This window comes from Prochlorococcus sp. MIT2304, from assembly GCF_059772405.1.
Genome location: NZ_CM186286.1, coordinates 1,595,136 through 1,610,568, shown reverse-complemented (window position 1 = coordinate 1,610,568; position 15,433 = coordinate 1,595,136). Strand labels below are relative to the sequence as shown.

Below are 15,433 nucleotides of genomic sequence, written 5' to 3'. Positions count from 1 at the left end.
AATTAACTTTTTAAATTTCTAAATAAATCAATTTCAACCAAATTCTTTTAAATTCCGTGGACAAGCAGCTCATACAATGGTACCCAGGTCATATTGCAAAAGCAGAAAAACAATTAAAGGAACATCTGAATAAAGTTGATCTAGTTTTCGAAGTGCGAGACGCAAGGATTCCCCTCTCAACTTCTCATCCATATCTTCAAAAATGGTTAAAAGGTAAAAAGCAAATATTAGTTATTAATAGAAAAGACATGATCAATATCGATGCCCACAAAGCTTGGGATGAAAAATTAAGGTCAGAAGGGAAAGTCCCATGGTGGTGTGATGCAAAAGCTGGAACAGGCGTTCTCCAAATAAAACAAGCTGCCATTCGTGCTGGACAAGAGTTAAATCAAAGACGTCTCGATCGTGGAATGAAAAATCGTGCAATTAGAGTACTAACTCTTGGTTTCCCAAATGTTGGAAAATCTGCTCTCATTAACAGATTAGTAAAAAAAAAAGTTGTCTCTAGTTCAAGAAAACCAGGTGTAACTAGAAGTTTGAGATGGGTAAGGTTGGGACAAGATCTGGATCTATTGGATGCTCCTGGAGTTCTTCCACCGAGATTTGAAGATCAAAGTGCGGCGTTAAAGCTGGCCATATGTGATGATATCGGTCAAGCAGCATACGATACGGAACAAGTAGCCATTAACTTTATGAAACTTCTTGAGACATTAACAAACAAGCAAGAAGCCGGAATTAAGCCAATGTGTCTTCAAAATAGATATGGAATATTTGTCAATGAAGTAATTAAAGATAAATCTTTATGGCTACTTTCAGCAGCAAAACGTCACACTTCCGGAGATACTAGAAGGATGTCTCAAAGACTACTTGATGATTTTCGTAAAAATTTATTGGGAAATATTTCTCTTGAACTCCCCTAATGGATAAAGAACTCAAGCTTGAATTTGGGCAAGGCCCAGGCGAATTATTTGAGGGCAAATACCAAAAGCCTTTACCTATGAGGCTAGATAGATGGTTGGTTAGTCAAAGATCTGAACAAAGTAGAGCTCATATTCAGAAATTTATCGAAGCTGGTTTTGCAAGAGTGAACGGTAAAACTGGGAAAGCAAAAACGCCCGTTAGGCCAGGCGACGTAATTCAACTTTGGGTTCCACCACCGGAACCTCTTCCTTACTTAAAACCAGAAGACATTGATTTAGACATACTATACGAAGATGATCATTTAATAGTCATCAACAAAGCAGCAGGAATAGCAGTACATCCTGCCCCAGGTAATAAATCTGGAACTTTAGTCAATGGATTAATCAATCATTGTCCAGACTTACCTGGAATCGGAGGTAAATTAAGGCCTGGAATAGTTCATCGCTTAGATAAAGACACAACTGGGTGCATTGTCGTAGCAAAATCTCAAGAAGCTTTAGTAAAACTTCAAATTCAAATACAAAAAAGAGTGGCCGCAAGGCATTATATTGCTGTTGTACATGGAGCCATTAAAGAGACTGAGGGAATAGTTGTCGGATGTATTGGTCGACATCCAAAAGATAGAAAAAAATATGCGGTAGTTAATGAAGAATCAGGTAGATATGCTTGCACACATTGGAAGTTAATTGAAGGCCTAGGAAAATTTTCTCTTCTTAAATTCAAACTTGATACAGGTAGAACTCATCAAATTCGTGTTCACAGTGCACACATAGGTCACCCTATTCTTGGAGACCAAACTTATAGTAGATGTAAAAAATTACCCATTAATCTTAGCGGCCAAGCATTACATGCAATTGAATTAGGTTTGATACACCCAATAACACTAAAGAGGATGAAATTCACAGCTCCATTACCGCAAGATTTTGAGAGACTTTTAAAAGTATTAAAATCAAATAATAATATTATTTCGGCAATCTAGGGCAAGCCTTAACCATCTTTTGTGTCAGGTATTGTTGAGGATTATCCAACAAATTTTTACCAGAATTCTCTTCAATAATTTTTCCTTTATCAAATACCAATACCCTATGGCAAAATCCAGCTGCAACTGATAAGTCATGAGTTATAAATAACATGGACAATTTTAATTTTTCTTGTAAAGAGCGAAGCAACTCCAAAACTTCTGCTTGGATTTCTGCATCTAACATACTGACGCTTTCATCACAGATAAGTATTCTAGGGTTAAGTGCCAGCGCTCTTGCAATAACCACTCTTTGCTGTTGTCCCCCTGAAAGTTGAGAGGGTAAACGTTGTTCATACATTTCTGTGGGAGTTAAACCAACAAGGCCTAAAAGATTACGAGCTTTCTCTTTAGCTTGAGATCTACTTAACAACTTGTGGATAAGAATAGGATCTATAATTGCATCCATTACTGACATCTTAGGGTTCAAAGCAGTAGAAGGATCTTGAAAAATAATTTGAATAAATTTACGTAATTGTCTCAAAGATTTCTTATTGTAATTTGAAATATTAGATCCAAGGAAAAAAATACTTCCACCTCTTGCAGGCAATAAACCAGTCAAAGCTCTACATAGAGTGCTCTTACCACATCCTGATGGACCCACGACACCAAGAGTTTCACCTTCATAAAGAGAAAAGGTAACTTCATTAACAGCTTTAAGCCAAAAAGTATTGAAGGGCCAAAAGCCTATGTTATGCCAACATCTTAATCTATTTACTCTCAATAATACAGTCCTTTTATTCATTATTTCTCTCTCAGAGCCCTCTAATATACGCCCTGAATCAACTAACCTTTGAGCAATATGAGTTTTTGGATTAGAAATTATCTCCTTAATATTCCCAGATTCTACTATTTTCCCATAATCAAGTATTGCAATTTTATTACACCATTTATATGCCATAGATAAATCATGACTAATTAATATTAAAGCCGTACCAATTTCATCACAAAGTAAAGTCAATTCACCCATAATTTGATCAGCAACTATTGTATCCAAGCTAGTTGTAGGCTCATCAGCAATTATCAAAGGAGGTCTTAAACAAATTGCCAAAGCAATTGCCACCCGTTGTCGCATCCCTCCACTAAATTCATGCGGGAAAGAATTAAATCTCAAAGGGTCTATTCCAACTTTAGTTAGTAAGCTTTTTGCTTTTTTCACTAATTTATAAATTGGTGCAGAATTATCATGAGCCCTGAATGTATCAACCAAATGATCGCCAACAGTCATTAAAGGATTTAAACGTGATATTGGATCCTGAAATATCAATCCAACCTCTGTTCCACGAATAGTTTGCAAAGAAACCTTATCTTGATCCAAAACATTTTTCCCATTTAAAAAAATCTCACCGTTACAAATACATCCAGCAGGAAGAAGCTGCATTACAGCTTTTGCGACAGTACTTTTTCCACATCCTGATCTACCAACTAATGCAAGCCTATCTCCACGATTCATATTCAGGTCTAGTCCGTTTAATACGGACGTAGAGCTATTGGGATAGATAGCATTTAGTTTATGTATCTTTAAAACTTCTTTTGATGAATTATTCATAAAAAGGTAGCAAGAAATGTTGAGCTTGAATAAGATCAATTAAGCGCCTGTGCTGATGTCTAAAGTCACCTCTGCACGCAATTTAACCCAGACCAATGTTGTCTGTGATGAATTTTTTGATGGCAAGCCGCAACTCAGAACTCATCAGATTAAAAATATTGATGATTACGAAATTATTTTGCCAGATTGGTTAAAAAATTGCATTAGAAATATTCCACCTGGGATAGGAGCAAGTTGCCCTAGAGATTCTGAAGCTTTATTAGTTGCTGCTTTTGATCTTGCATTTCAATTACACAAAGGTCAATTCAGGAAAAGTGGTGAACCTTACATAACGCATCCAGTTGCAGTTGCAGACTTACTTAGAGAGATAGGTGCAAGCGCTAGCGTAATTGCAGCAGGTTTTTTACATGACGTCGTAGAAGATACAGATATAACCCCAGAACAACTAGAGGGGTATTTTGGGAGTGAGGTTAGATATCTAGTAGAAGGAGTTACTAAATTAGGAGGAATCCATTTTAATAATCGAACAGAAGCTCAAGCAGAAAACCTACGTAAAATGTTTCTAGCTATGGCTAGCGATATTCGAGTAGTACTAGTGAAGCTTGCAGATAGGTTACACAATATGCGTACTATTAGTTACCTAGGGAAAGAGAAACAAATTCGAATAGCGAAAGAAACAAGAGAAATTTATGCTCCACTCGCTAATCGTTTAGGGATAGGACGTTTTAAATGGGAACTGGAGGACTTAGCATTTAAACTTTTAGAGCCAGATCCCTTCCGAGAAATTCAACAACAAATAGCTAGTAAACGTAGTGAAAGAGAAGAGAGATTAAATGCAACTGTTCAATTACTAAAAGATCGCTTGAACTCTGCTGGACTTAATCAATGTGAAGTTAGTGGAAGGCCTAAGCATTTATATGGAATTTGGAGCAAAATGCAAAGGCAACAAAAAGAATTTCATGAAATTTTTGATGTTGCTGCTCTAAGAATTATTGTCTCAGATGTCGAGACATGTTATCGAGCTCTTGCTGTTGTTCATGACACATTCAGGCCAATACCTGGGCGCTTCAAAGACTATATAGGCCTCCCAAAACCAAATGGATACCAGTCTCTTCATACAGCCGTAATCGGCAAACACAGACCTATTGAAGTGCAAATCAGAACTCCAGACATGCATAGAGTTTCAGAATTTGGAATTGCCGCTCACTGGAAGTATAAAGAAGGAAGATCTCCTGCCAATCCTGACTCAGAAAAGTTTAATTGGTTGCGTCAATTAGTTGAATGGCAACAAGAAGATGGCGTAAATGATCATAATGACTATCTTGCATCAATTAAAGAAGATTTATTTGATGAAGAAGTGTTTGTTTTCACTCCAAAAGGAGATGTTTTGGGATTAAGGAATGGTTCAACAGCAATCGATTTCGCCTATCGGATTCATTCTGAAGTAGGTAACCATTGTAATGGTGCAAGAATCAATGATCGTCTGTGCGTGCTATCTACGCCTCTAGAAAATGGAGATTTTGTTGAGATCCTTACTCACAAGAGTTCCCATCCAAGCTTGGATTGGTTAAACTATGTGGCCACACCCACAGCTAGAAATCGTATCAGGCAATGGTATAAAAAAAGTCATCGTCAAGAAACAATTTTAAGAGGGAAAGAACTACTAGAACAAGAATTTGGTCGTAAAGGGATTGATAATCTACTCAAAGGTGAAGCGATCACAAAAGTTGCTGAAAGATGTAATCTAAAGTCTACGGAGGATTTGTTGGCTGCACTTGGATTTGGGGCCTTAACCCTACACCAAGTAATTAATAGGTTTAGAGAAGAGATAAAAATTCAAAACCAACTACCTGAGAATGAATTAAGTGATATCGAGATAGCAAACCAAATTGGATCACAAACAAATCAAGTTTCAAATAAAATAAAAACATCTCAAACCAAATATTCGCCCATACTTGGCCTGGAAGGACTTGACTATAGACTAGGTGGATGTTGCAGCCCTTTACCAGGAGAATCGATACTTGGAACAGTTGCACTTGGTAATCATGGGATCACTATACATCGAACTAATTGTGTCAACATACAATCAATTCCTGATAATAGAAGACTTTCAGTAAAGTGGAATAATAATACATGCATCAAAGAGAAGAAATTTCCTATTCAATTAAGAATTGAAGTTATTGATAGAGTCGGAGTGCTTAAAGATATATTAATGAGACTCTCTGATAGAGGCATTAACGTAATAGATGCCAGAGTTAAGACATCTCAAGGCAAACCAGCATGTATAGATTTGAGAGTTGAACTAGAAAGCGTTAATCAATTAGAAATTACTATCAATCAAATACGTTCGATGGTAGATGTCTTAGATATCGCCAGAACAGGAATTAATTAACATCTTAAAGAATCCGATGAATTGCAAAAAAAAAGTTTATCAAATATATAAATTTATATTTTATCAGAAAGTTTTTTGAGTAAAAAATATGAGCCGAGCCCACCAACGACTCCAGTCAAAAGGCCAATACATATCGAGCCGATTATCAATCGAGAACTTAGGTACCAACCTTGAGACCACAACTCATTTGTAGTTATATTGCTAAAATCTACTATATTTTTATCTTTATTAATTATTAGAGAGCCTATTCTATAATTAAAATAATATAGTGGCACATAAGTCAATGGGTTGCTAATCCAAGTCCCAACAGCTGCAAAAACACTATTCCCTTTGAAGATTTTTGCTAAAAATACGCCCATCAAAGTTTGCAAACCAAAGAATGGAAAACAACCACTAAATATCCCCACACCCAACCCAAGTGCTCTCTGTGAGGGAGAACCTTCCTGAGCCCAAAGCCAAGAAATAAATTTACGAATTCTTTGTATTAGATTTAGAAAGATTTTTCTCATATTTAAAAAAATCTTGGTTATAAAAAATAAAACTAGATTTGATATTAGTGAAGATTGCATGATTATTGCTTCATGAATTCGTTTTCCCCTACTGAGGATACAATTGCTGCAATTGCAACTGCCGTTTCTCCCGGCCAGGGAAGCATCGCTGTCATTAGGATCTCTGGCTCCACAGCAATTGAGATAACTAAGACTATTGTTCATATTCCTGGAAAGCATGATTGGGGAACTCACCAAGTGCTTTACGGATATGTAACCGAATTAAATCAAAAAATATATATCGATGAAGTACTCATATTAATAATGAAAGGGCCGCGAAGCTTTACAGGTGAAGATGTGGTGGAAATTCATTGCCATGGTGGAATCATTGCAGTCCAGAAGATCCTGGAAAGAGTACTTGACAATAAAAACGTTCGAAGAGCAGAGCCAGGAGAGTTTAGCCAAAGAGCGGTACTAAATGGTCGTATAAGCCTGACTCAAGCAGAATCAATTAGCGAATTAGTGTCAGCAAGAAGTCGGAAAGCTGCAGAACTAGCGATTAATGGAATTGAAGGAAATATTCAAACTACGATCCAATCAATCAGGAAAAGACTGATAGAACAACTAACTGAAATTGAAGCAAGAATAGATTTTGAGGAGGATCTTCCAAACTTAGATGAAAAAAATGTAAAAAATGAAATTCTCGCAATTAAAAAAGATCTTAGCGAACTAATTGATAATGCTCAAAGAGGATGCTGGGTTCGCACTGGCTTAAAAGTTGCATTAACCGGGAAACCTAATGTAGGGAAAAGCTCCTTAATGAATAGGCTCTGCAAGCAAGAAAAAGCGATTGTTACTGACCTACCTGGAACGACGAGAGACCTTTTGGAAAGTGAAATAGTACTAGAGGGAATACCAGTAACTTTTATTGACACAGCAGGCCTAAGAGAAACTGAAAATATCATCGAAAGAATTGGTATTTCAAGAACTAAAAAAACTTTAGTTCAAGCTGATCTCATCATATTAATCTTTGATTATTCAAAAGGATGGACTAACGATGATGAAATAATACTAAAACAGTTACCCACAAATATTCCACTCTTAATTGTTGGAAATAAATCTGATTTAAAGAAGAATTATACTTTTAACAAAGTTCGAAAAGAGCAATTAGGAAAAGAGAATCTAGTGATCATAAGTGCAAAAACCGGCAATGGAGAAGAAAATTTAATCAATTACCTATTAAAAATGTGTGGTTCTTCTCAAGCTCATGGTTTAGATATTGCTCTAAATGAAAGACAACTTGATCTTGCAAAGTTAACTATGAAATCACTAGAAAATATTGATCAGGTTTTTGATGAAAACCTCCCATGGGATTTCTGGACGATTGATTTAAGACAAGCTATTAATTATTTAGGTGAATTAACAGGTGAGGATTTAACAGAGAGTTTACTTGATAATATATTTTCAAAATTCTGTATTGGTAAGTAATCAAGCAATTTGTATGTACTAATTATTGTCGATTGTAAAAATATAATATAAGTAATAGCAAACTCCTCCAATCAATAGAGCTACCATAATATTAACACTATGAACTACATCCACTTGATCCAAGCAGTCGGTAAAATTATTAAAGCATATTGTTCGCATACCACAAAGAAAAAATTTTGAAAAATTTCTATTTTCTTTAAGATATTTCAGGCCAAGATAAGTCGATGTATTTAAAAAATAAAAACAGATATTTTTTTAAATGGTTTTAGCGTTGGTATAGTAATAAATGTATTTGATGTATTGTGGATCTTCGCTCACCAAAGCTACATAAAATATTAGACACCTGGATTGAGGAAGATCTCGGTGATGGAGATCTCACAAGATTTGTCCTCAACGACAAAAGTTCATCAGCTCATTGGGTCGCAAAAGAGGGTGGGATTTTTTGTGGAGGTGATTTAGTCAAACTAATATTTAGAAAAATTGACCCCCAAGTGGATATTCAACTTTTAATTGAGGATGGTCAGAAATTTGAAAAGAATCAGAAACTCATAGAATTAAAAGGGGCATCCTCTTCCTTAGTAACAGGAGAGCGAGTAACTCTGAATGTGGCAATGCATCTTTCTGGGATTGCTACATCGACAGCATGCTTGGTAACGACACTATCAGGATCCAATGTGAAATTAGCAGACACTCGTAAAACGACTCCAGGGCTAAGAATATTCGAAAAATATGCTTTTCGTTGCGGTGGAGGAATTAATCATAGACTTGGATTAGATGATGCTGCAATGTTAAAAGAAAATCATATTGAATGGTCTCAGGGAATTAGCGAGAGCATCAAAATCTTAAAAAATACTCTTCCATGGACAAAAAAAATAATTGTCGAAGCAGAAACTCCCTCCCAAGCAAAAGAAGCTGTGGAGGCAGGCGCTGATGGAGTTTTACTCGATGAAATGTCTATTCAAACTATAGAAAAATTAGTCCCAGAATTACGTCAACTTTCAAAAACCAGTAATTCCAAATACGTCTCACAAAACATTGTTATTGAAGTTTCTGGAATCGACCCGAATAATGTGTCAGATTATATTTACACAGGTATTGATCTAATCTCAACTAGTGCTCCAATAACTAAAAGCAAATGGATAGATTTCAGTATGCGCTTTGATTAAAAAATGAATAAAAAGTTTTCTGACAACATCCTAAAAACAAAAAAATCTAAAAAGTATCTACCTAAGCATAAACATCATGCTTGAAATATCCGCCAGATTAGAAGAAGCCCTCAATAGAGCTTTCACCAAAGTATTCCCAAAAGATGATAGAAGTTCAAAAACTTCTTCAATACTTACAGGTTCTAATTTAGTCCCCGCATCCAAGCCGGAATTTGGAGATTTTCAAATAAATTGTGCTTTAGCACTGGCAAAAGAAATAAAACAACCTCCTCGTGATATTGCACAACAAATAGCTGATCAACTACAAAAAGATAATGATTTCATTAATATATGCAATCCGCCACTCATTGCAGGTCCGGGTTTTATAAACCTATCTATAAATTCAAAAACACTCATATCGGAAATTTATTTTCGTCTAAATGATAAAAGATTAGGAGTCCCTCTAAAACAATTCAGTAGTGAAAAAATAGAAGATGAAAAAATCAATAATCGCGTGATTATTGATTTTTCCAGCCCAAATATTGCTAAAGAAATGCATGTTGGGCACTTACGTTCAACAATTATTGGAGACTCTTTAGCTCGGATTCTTGAATTCTGCGGTTATGAAGTCCTACGACTCAATCATGTGGGAGATTGGGGTACACAATTTGGCATGCTCATCACTCATCTGAAAGAGGTAGTACCAGAGGCTTTACATACACAAGATGTCGTAGAAATAAGTGATCTAGTAAATTTCTATCGTCAAGCAAAAAAAAGATTTGATGAAGATCAAATCTTTCAAAATAAATCTAGAAAAGAGGTTGTTAATTTACAAGCAGGTGATCAAGAAAGTCTAATAGCGTGGCAATTGCTCTGCAATCAATCCAGAAAAGAGTTTCAAAAGATATACGATCGACTTGATATCAAGCTGACTGAAAGAGGTGAATCCTTTTATAACAAATTTTTAATAGATGTTATTAATGATTTAAAAAATAAAAATTTATTAGTAAACGATCAAGGAGCTCAATGTATTTTCCTGGATGGAGTAGTAGGAAAAGACGGAAAACCTCAACCAATAATTATTCAAAAAAGTGACGGAGGTTTTAATTATGCAACTACTGATTTAGCAGCGATTAAATATAGATTAACTACTCCCCCGCATGGAGATGGAGCATTCCGATTGATTTATGTTACAGATGCTGGGCAAGCATCACATTTCTCTGGGGTTTTTCAAATTGCAAAGCTTGCAAATTGGATTCCTGTAGACTGTCAAATCGAGCATGTCCCCTTCGGTCTTGTTCAAGGAGAAGATGGTAAGAAGTTAAAAACTCGTTCTGGAGAAACAATTAAATTAGTAGATCTTCTTGATGAAGCAATTCAACGAGCAAGAGAAGATCTAAAAAATCGTCTTAACACTGAAAGTAGATCAGAGAATGAAAGTTTTATAGATAAAGTTTCTACGACTGTTGGGATTGCAGCCATTAAGTATGCGGATCTAAGTCAAAATAGAGTTTCTAATTACCAATTTAGTTTTGATAAGATGCTCTCTTTACAGGGGAATACAGCACCATATTTACTTTATGCATTGGTACGAATAGCAGGAATATCTCGCAAAGGCGGCGATTTAAATGTATTAGATCAAAATATTCAGTTCAATAAACCACAAGAATGGGCATTGATTCGCAAACTATTGGAACTTGATTGTATTATCGCTGAAGTCGAGAAAGAACTGCTTCCTAATCGTCTCTGCGGTTATTTATTTGAATTAAGTCAGATCTTTAACAGATTCTATGATCAAGTTCCTATTCTAAAAGCAAGTGAACCTTCAAGAACTAGTAGACTTGCATTATGCTCTATCACTGCAGAGACACTTAAACTAGGGATGAGTTTGCTAGGCATCCCTACCCTGGAAAGAATGTAATGGAAAAAGCAGAAAATTCATTTATTGATCTACCAAATCCCAGGAAAGATATCGAGGATTTACAGCCATATTCAGCACCGCTGGAAGGAAGACGAAATTTACTAAGACTAGACTTTAATGAAAACACTATTGGACCAAGCCCACTAGTACTTAGATCTCTCAGAGAAATAAGCAGAGATGAAATCTCTATTTATCCTGAATACTCGGGTTTAAAAGAAAAAGTAGTAGAAACTCTCAAGAAACAAAATTCAAGAGTTAATATAAAATCATCTGAAATTGGTATTTTTAATGGTGTAGATGCAGCAATAAATGCTATTTTTCATGCCTATGGCGACTTTGATGATGTAATGCTAACGACATCGCCTACTTTTGGATATTACACTCCTTGCGCTTTAATGAGAGGAATGAAAATCAACTCAATACCTTATAAGGGGAAAGACTTTCAATATCCATTTAATAGTATTTGCGAATTCATCACTGAAAATCATCCAAAAATTTTACTCATCTGTAACCCCAACAATCCTACCGGAACAAGGTTAAGTCCAGAAAGAATTATAGAGATCACTAAACTTTCATCTAAAACTTTAGTTGTTGTCGATGAACTTTATGAGGCGTTTACAGGTGATAGTGTTCTACCAATCGTAAATTTCCAAAAGACACCTAATCTTGTTGTATTAAGATCGCTCTCTAAAACTGCTGGTTTGGCAAGTTTAAGAATTGGGTTTGCCATTGGTCATTCTACAGTAGTTAATATAGTTAACAAAGTTACCGGTCCTTATGACGTCAATAGCTTTGCTGTGGTTGCTGCTTTTGCAGCCCTTAAAGATCAATCCTATATTGATTCGTATGTGAACGAGGTACTTGAGGCTCGTAATTGGATCAAAGATCAATTAGGCAAGTACCACGTTAAGCATCATATTGATGGAGGAAACTATTTTCTACTTTGGCCAAAATCAAACCCAAAACAAGTTGAGCAAAAGTTAAAGTCATATGGCATTCTTATTAGAAATATGGATAAGAAAAAAAATTTAAAAGGATCTATAAGAGTGAGTATTGGAACAATTGATCAGATGAAAAAATTCTGGTCAGCTTTCAAGATTGTCGATGAAGTGTAGTTTAGATCTATTTATTACGTCTGTTTAACTTAAGATAATCTAGGTAGCATCTGCTATCTCCAAGAAATTAGAGAGTAACTTATGACCAGCTTCAGTCAATACACTCTCCGGATGGAACTGTACCCCGTATATGTGAGGATAATCTTTATGAGTTATCCCCATAATCGTTTGATCCTCTAACCAGGCTATGACCTCTAAGCATTCTGGAAACCCCTCTCTCTCTGCAATTAAACTATGGTATCTAGTTGCTACTAAGGGATTAGGCAAATCTTTAAATATTCCAGTGCCACTATGCACAACATTTGATGTTTTACCATGCATTAATTCTTTAGCTCTAATTATTTTTCCACCGAACGCTTGAGTAATAGCTTGATGACCAAGACAGACACCAAGAGTTGGTATTTCAATTGACAACTCAGATAAAATATCCAAACAAACTCCAGATTGATTAGGATCTCCTGGTCCAGGAGATAACAAAATCGCATCGGGATTTAGATCTTTAATCTCACTGATCGTCAGAGCGTCATTACGTTCGACTCTTACTTCTGATGCAATTGGATGCTGAGAAGCTAATTCGCCCAAATATTGAACGAGGTTATAAGTGAAACTGTCATAATTGTCGATCACCAAAAACATAATTTTTAAGCCATTAAATTCCTAACTGTTTTAGTAATGGTGGAAATAATAATAAAACAGCAATCAGCACCGAACTAATTGAAGCTAATAAAACCGCCCCCGCTGAACAATCTTTAGCGATTTGCGCAAGAGGATGAAATCGTTTGCCAATAGCCAAATCAACAACAGATTCAATAGCTGTATTAAGCAATTCAACTATTAACACACTAGTGGCTGTAAGGGACATTATTGCTAAATCACTTTTATTAAGGCCTAGGAAAAAGCTCAAGCCAAGCGCTCCTAATGCAAAACCAACATGAATCCGAAAATTCCTCTGAGTCGAGAAAGCATATCCAATTCCTTTAGCTGCATATAAAAAGCTTGTTGGAAGATCTTTAGCGATCTTCCATGATGACCTTTTATTTGGCCTTGTTAGCGTTTTAGACCTGCTCCAAAATTCACTCTCAGATTCACTAGGAGTTTTAGGAACCATTCTTATCATCTTTTATTCCTGCTTAAAAGAATAACAGCTAGTTATTCTAGCTACAGTAGATTTGTGCTTCATTGACAGTTTATATCTATAAGTTGCTCTTGAATCAAAAGCATTTTTTCAAGGCTTTCTTCGTCAATATGGTCCCAACCCAAAAGGTGTAAAAGGCCATGAGTTGCCAGCCATTTAAGTTCTCGAAATAAATCAATTTTATTCTCTTTGGCTTGTCTAATTGCTGTTGGGACTGAAATAACTATGTCACCCAATTCAATACATTCATTACTGAGATCAAACAATGTTTCATCAATTATTGGGAATGAAAGTACATCTGTACTTTTTGATTGCCCTAGCCAGGTATGATTCAAATCAAGAATTTTCTTATCATTAGTTAATTCCAACCCCAAGCTAAATTGAGACGCATTTAGAACAATTTCCGGACACTTCAATGTTGAATTTACTTGTATGAATCTAATCCAGCTTCGTATTTCCTCAATCCATTGACTTGGATTTTTCATCAACTCCAAAGACTCACTATTCACATAGACATCTAAATCTTGAACCGGGAAGGGTGTAAAAGAAAGATCAACATCCAATTTAGAGGAGCTAGTCGAAAAAATCTCCATAAAATTATTGAGGAATATGAGGTTTCCCAAGAACAGCAACTAATAAAATAAATCCAAGGAAACCCAAAGCTGTTAACCCAAAGTGAGAAAGACTTTGACTACCTTTCCGAACCATATTTTTCATCGCAAGTTTGACAAAACTTGGAGGTGGAGTTGCTTTCTTGGTGACATCATCAGAAATAATTTTATTATTCATATCTGGTTGATTTATGTTTCTTCAATATTTTGCCTTAAAAGAGACTGAATAAAAATATCTATTTCCCCATTCATGACTGAATCTACATCTGTTGTCTCTTGTTCAGTGCGTAAGTCTTTTACCATTTGGTATGGGTGAAAAACATAATTCCTAATTTGATTACCCCATGCCGCCTCAACAATATCCCCTCGAATATCTGCAATCTCTGCAGCCCTTTGCTCCACTGCTATCACCATCAATTTTGATTTTAGTAGAGCCATTGCTTTATCTTTATTTTGAAGCTGAGATCTTTCTTGTGTACATCGAACGGCAATACCCGTAGGCACATGAAGAATCCGAACTGCAGTCTCAACTTTATTTACATTTTGTCCTCCTGCACCACCTGAACGACTTGTCGTGATTTCTAAATCTTTTTCAGGGATTTCAAGTTCAACCTCTTCATCAAGTTTAGGCATAACTTCAACTCCAGCAAAACTGGTTTGTCGCTTTCCATTTGCATTGAAAGGAGAGATTCTGACTAAACGATGGGTCCCTTTTTCATTTTGTAAAAAACCATATGCGTATACACCCTCTATTTCGATGGTGACACTTTTGATTCCCGCTTCCTCTCCCTCAGAAAGTTCATTAACAACTACTTTCATACCATTGTTCTCAGCCCACCGGGTATACATCCGAAGAAGCATTTGGGCCCAATCTTGGGCATCAGTTCCGCCAGCACCAGCATTAATTGAAAGAACTGCACCCTCCTTATCATAGGTACCACTCAAGAGACGCTCCATCTCCCAACGTTCAAGTTCTTGCTTTAATTTCTCAAGTCCATTGTGAGCCTCCGCAAGCATTTCTTCATCAGGATCTAAGTCATACAGCTCTAACGAAAGATTTGCGTCCTCAATAGCACCTCTCCATGCAATGAGTTTTTCTAACTCTGCTTTAACCTCATCAAGTTGACGCATCTGTTTTTGTGCATTTTTGGGGTCGTTCCAAAATTCAGGTTGCGATGCAACTTGCTCTAAGTCCTTTTTTCTAGCTAGCAATGCAGGTTCGTCAAAGACAATCCTGGGCTGTACCCAGGCGAGCAGTCAATAAAGAAAGGTCTCTTTTAAAATCTGTCAGGTCTTGCAAACGAGGTAATAGAATCAATACATTAAAAGCTATCAGCATATCAACCCAAAAACTATAAATGAAAAGATCAATTCACGATTCAGGCATCCCTACAGTGGAAATATACACTTGGAGATTTTGCCCATTTTGCCTACGTGCAAAAGCACTGCTCAATGAAAAAGGAGTCCAGTTCAAAGAATATTCTATTGATGGAGACAATGATGCAAGAACAAAAATGTCTGAAAGAGCAGGAGGTCGCAGAACTGTTCCACAAATTTTTATTAATGGAGAAAGTATTGGAGGTTGCGACGATCTCTACGAACTTGAGAGCAAAAACGAATTAAATCAACTGATTGGAATTGGAAATTGAT

General features: G+C 36.1%; 15 protein-coding genes. 8 read left to right on the top strand and 7 right to left on the bottom strand.

Annotated features, from left to right (window positions below; genetic code table 11):
• Positions 1-56: 56 nt before the first annotated feature.
• Together ylqF and AC6EIY_RS09220 are read left to right on the top strand one after the other, a co-directional pair.
• Positions 57-920 carry a ribosome biogenesis GTPase YlqF gene (ylqF, locus tag AC6EIY_RS09225; protein ID WP_498506626.1) on the top strand — a complete coding sequence of 288 codons (864 nt, stop codon included), beginning with the start codon at positions 57-59 and terminating at the stop codon, positions 918-920.
• Positions 920-1,900, top strand: coding sequence for an RluA family pseudouridine synthase (locus AC6EIY_RS09220; protein ID WP_498506625.1), 981 nt, complete (start codon positions 920-922; stop codon positions 1,898-1,900). Before ylqF ends, AC6EIY_RS09220 begins: the two co-directional genes overlap by 1 nt.
• Here the strand turns inward: AC6EIY_RS09220 and AC6EIY_RS09215 are convergent.
• Positions 1,884-3,488, bottom strand: a complete 1,605-nt coding sequence (locus tag AC6EIY_RS09215) for an ABC transporter ATP-binding protein (RefSeq protein WP_498506624.1) — start codon at positions 3,486-3,488, stop codon at positions 1,884-1,886. The two genes, AC6EIY_RS09220 and AC6EIY_RS09215, sit on opposite strands and share 17 nt — an antisense overlap.
• Before the next feature lie 55 nt (positions 3,489-3,543).
• Here AC6EIY_RS09215 and AC6EIY_RS09210 point away from each other — a divergent pair, with 55 nt between their 5' ends.
• The gene (locus AC6EIY_RS09210; protein WP_498506623.1) at positions 3,544-5,880 is read left to right on the top strand and encodes a RelA/SpoT family protein; all 2,337 of its coding nucleotides are present in this window, start codon (positions 3,544-3,546) and stop codon (positions 5,878-5,880) included.
• Positions 5,881-5,933: 53 nt separating this feature from the next.
• Here the strand turns inward: AC6EIY_RS09210 and AC6EIY_RS09205 are convergent, their stop codons facing one another.
• Positions 5,934-6,389, bottom strand: coding sequence for a DUF2062 domain-containing protein (locus AC6EIY_RS09205; protein WP_498506622.1), 456 nt, complete (start codon positions 6,387-6,389; stop codon positions 5,934-5,936).
• A gap of 72 nt (positions 6,390-6,461) precedes the next feature.
• Here AC6EIY_RS09205 and mnmE point away from each other — a divergent pair, with 72 nt between their 5' ends.
• The 4 genes from mnmE to AC6EIY_RS09185 all read left to right on the top strand — a co-directional run bounded on the left by mnmE (position 6,462) and on the right by AC6EIY_RS09185 (position 12,037).
• A complete protein-coding gene (gene mnmE, locus AC6EIY_RS09200; protein WP_498506621.1) occupies positions 6,462-7,856 on the top strand; it encodes a tRNA uridine-5-carboxymethylaminomethyl(34) synthesis GTPase MnmE in 1,395 nt (464 codons plus the stop codon).
• 302 nt (positions 7,857-8,158) lie between these two features.
• Positions 8,159-9,022 (top strand): carboxylating nicotinate-nucleotide diphosphorylase, encoded by an 864-nt coding sequence (nadC, locus tag AC6EIY_RS09195; protein ID WP_498506620.1) that lies wholly within the window; start codon positions 8,159-8,161, stop codon positions 9,020-9,022.
• A 76-nt stretch (positions 9,023-9,098) separates the two neighbouring features.
• On the top strand, positions 9,099-10,922 hold the full coding sequence (gene argS, locus AC6EIY_RS09190; protein ID WP_498506619.1) for an arginine--tRNA ligase: 1,824 nt from the start codon (positions 9,099-9,101) through the stop codon (positions 10,920-10,922).
• Positions 10,922-12,037: a pyridoxal phosphate-dependent aminotransferase gene (locus AC6EIY_RS09185; protein WP_498506618.1), complete on the top strand. Its 1,116-nt coding sequence runs from the start codon at positions 10,922-10,924 to the stop codon at positions 12,035-12,037. The genes argS and AC6EIY_RS09185 overlap by 1 nt, the downstream gene beginning before the upstream one ends.
• A gap of 39 nt (positions 12,038-12,076) precedes the next feature.
• On the opposite strand, the gene AC6EIY_RS09180 is transcribed toward AC6EIY_RS09185, so the two are convergent.
• The 5 genes from AC6EIY_RS09180 to prfB form a co-directional block, all read right to left on the bottom strand.
• Positions 12,077-12,673 (bottom strand): anthranilate synthase component II, encoded by a 597-nt coding sequence (locus AC6EIY_RS09180; RefSeq protein ID WP_498506617.1) that lies wholly within the window; start codon positions 12,671-12,673, stop codon positions 12,077-12,079.
• A gap of 13 nt (positions 12,674-12,686) precedes the next feature.
• Complete coding sequence (locus AC6EIY_RS09175) at positions 12,687-13,145, bottom strand: diacylglycerol kinase family protein (protein WP_498506616.1); 459 nt, start codon at positions 13,143-13,145, stop codon at positions 12,687-12,689.
• Between the two features lie 68 nt (positions 13,146-13,213).
• Positions 13,214-13,765: an rRNA maturation RNase YbeY gene (gene ybeY / locus AC6EIY_RS09170; RefSeq protein ID WP_498506615.1), complete on the bottom strand. Its 552-nt coding sequence runs from the start codon at positions 13,763-13,765 to the stop codon at positions 13,214-13,216.
• A gap of 4 nt (positions 13,766-13,769) precedes the next feature.
• Positions 13,770-13,961 (bottom strand): DUF3285 domain-containing protein, encoded by a 192-nt coding sequence (locus AC6EIY_RS09165; protein ID WP_011294182.1) that lies wholly within the window; start codon positions 13,959-13,961, stop codon positions 13,770-13,772.
• A gap of 11 nt (positions 13,962-13,972) precedes the next feature.
• A protein-coding gene (gene prfB / locus AC6EIY_RS09160; protein WP_498508200.1) for a peptide chain release factor 2 occupies positions 13,973-15,083 on the bottom strand; the annotation gives its coding sequence in 2 pieces (ribosomal slippage) (positions 13,973-15,007 and positions 15,009-15,083; 1,110 coding nt in all).
• 58 nt (positions 15,084-15,141) lie between these two features.
• Here prfB and grxC point away from each other — a divergent pair.
• Positions 15,142-15,432 (top strand): glutaredoxin 3, encoded by a 291-nt coding sequence (gene grxC, locus AC6EIY_RS09155; protein WP_498506614.1) that lies wholly within the window; start codon positions 15,142-15,144, stop codon positions 15,430-15,432.
• The last annotated feature ends 1 nt before the right edge of the window (position 15,433 follow it).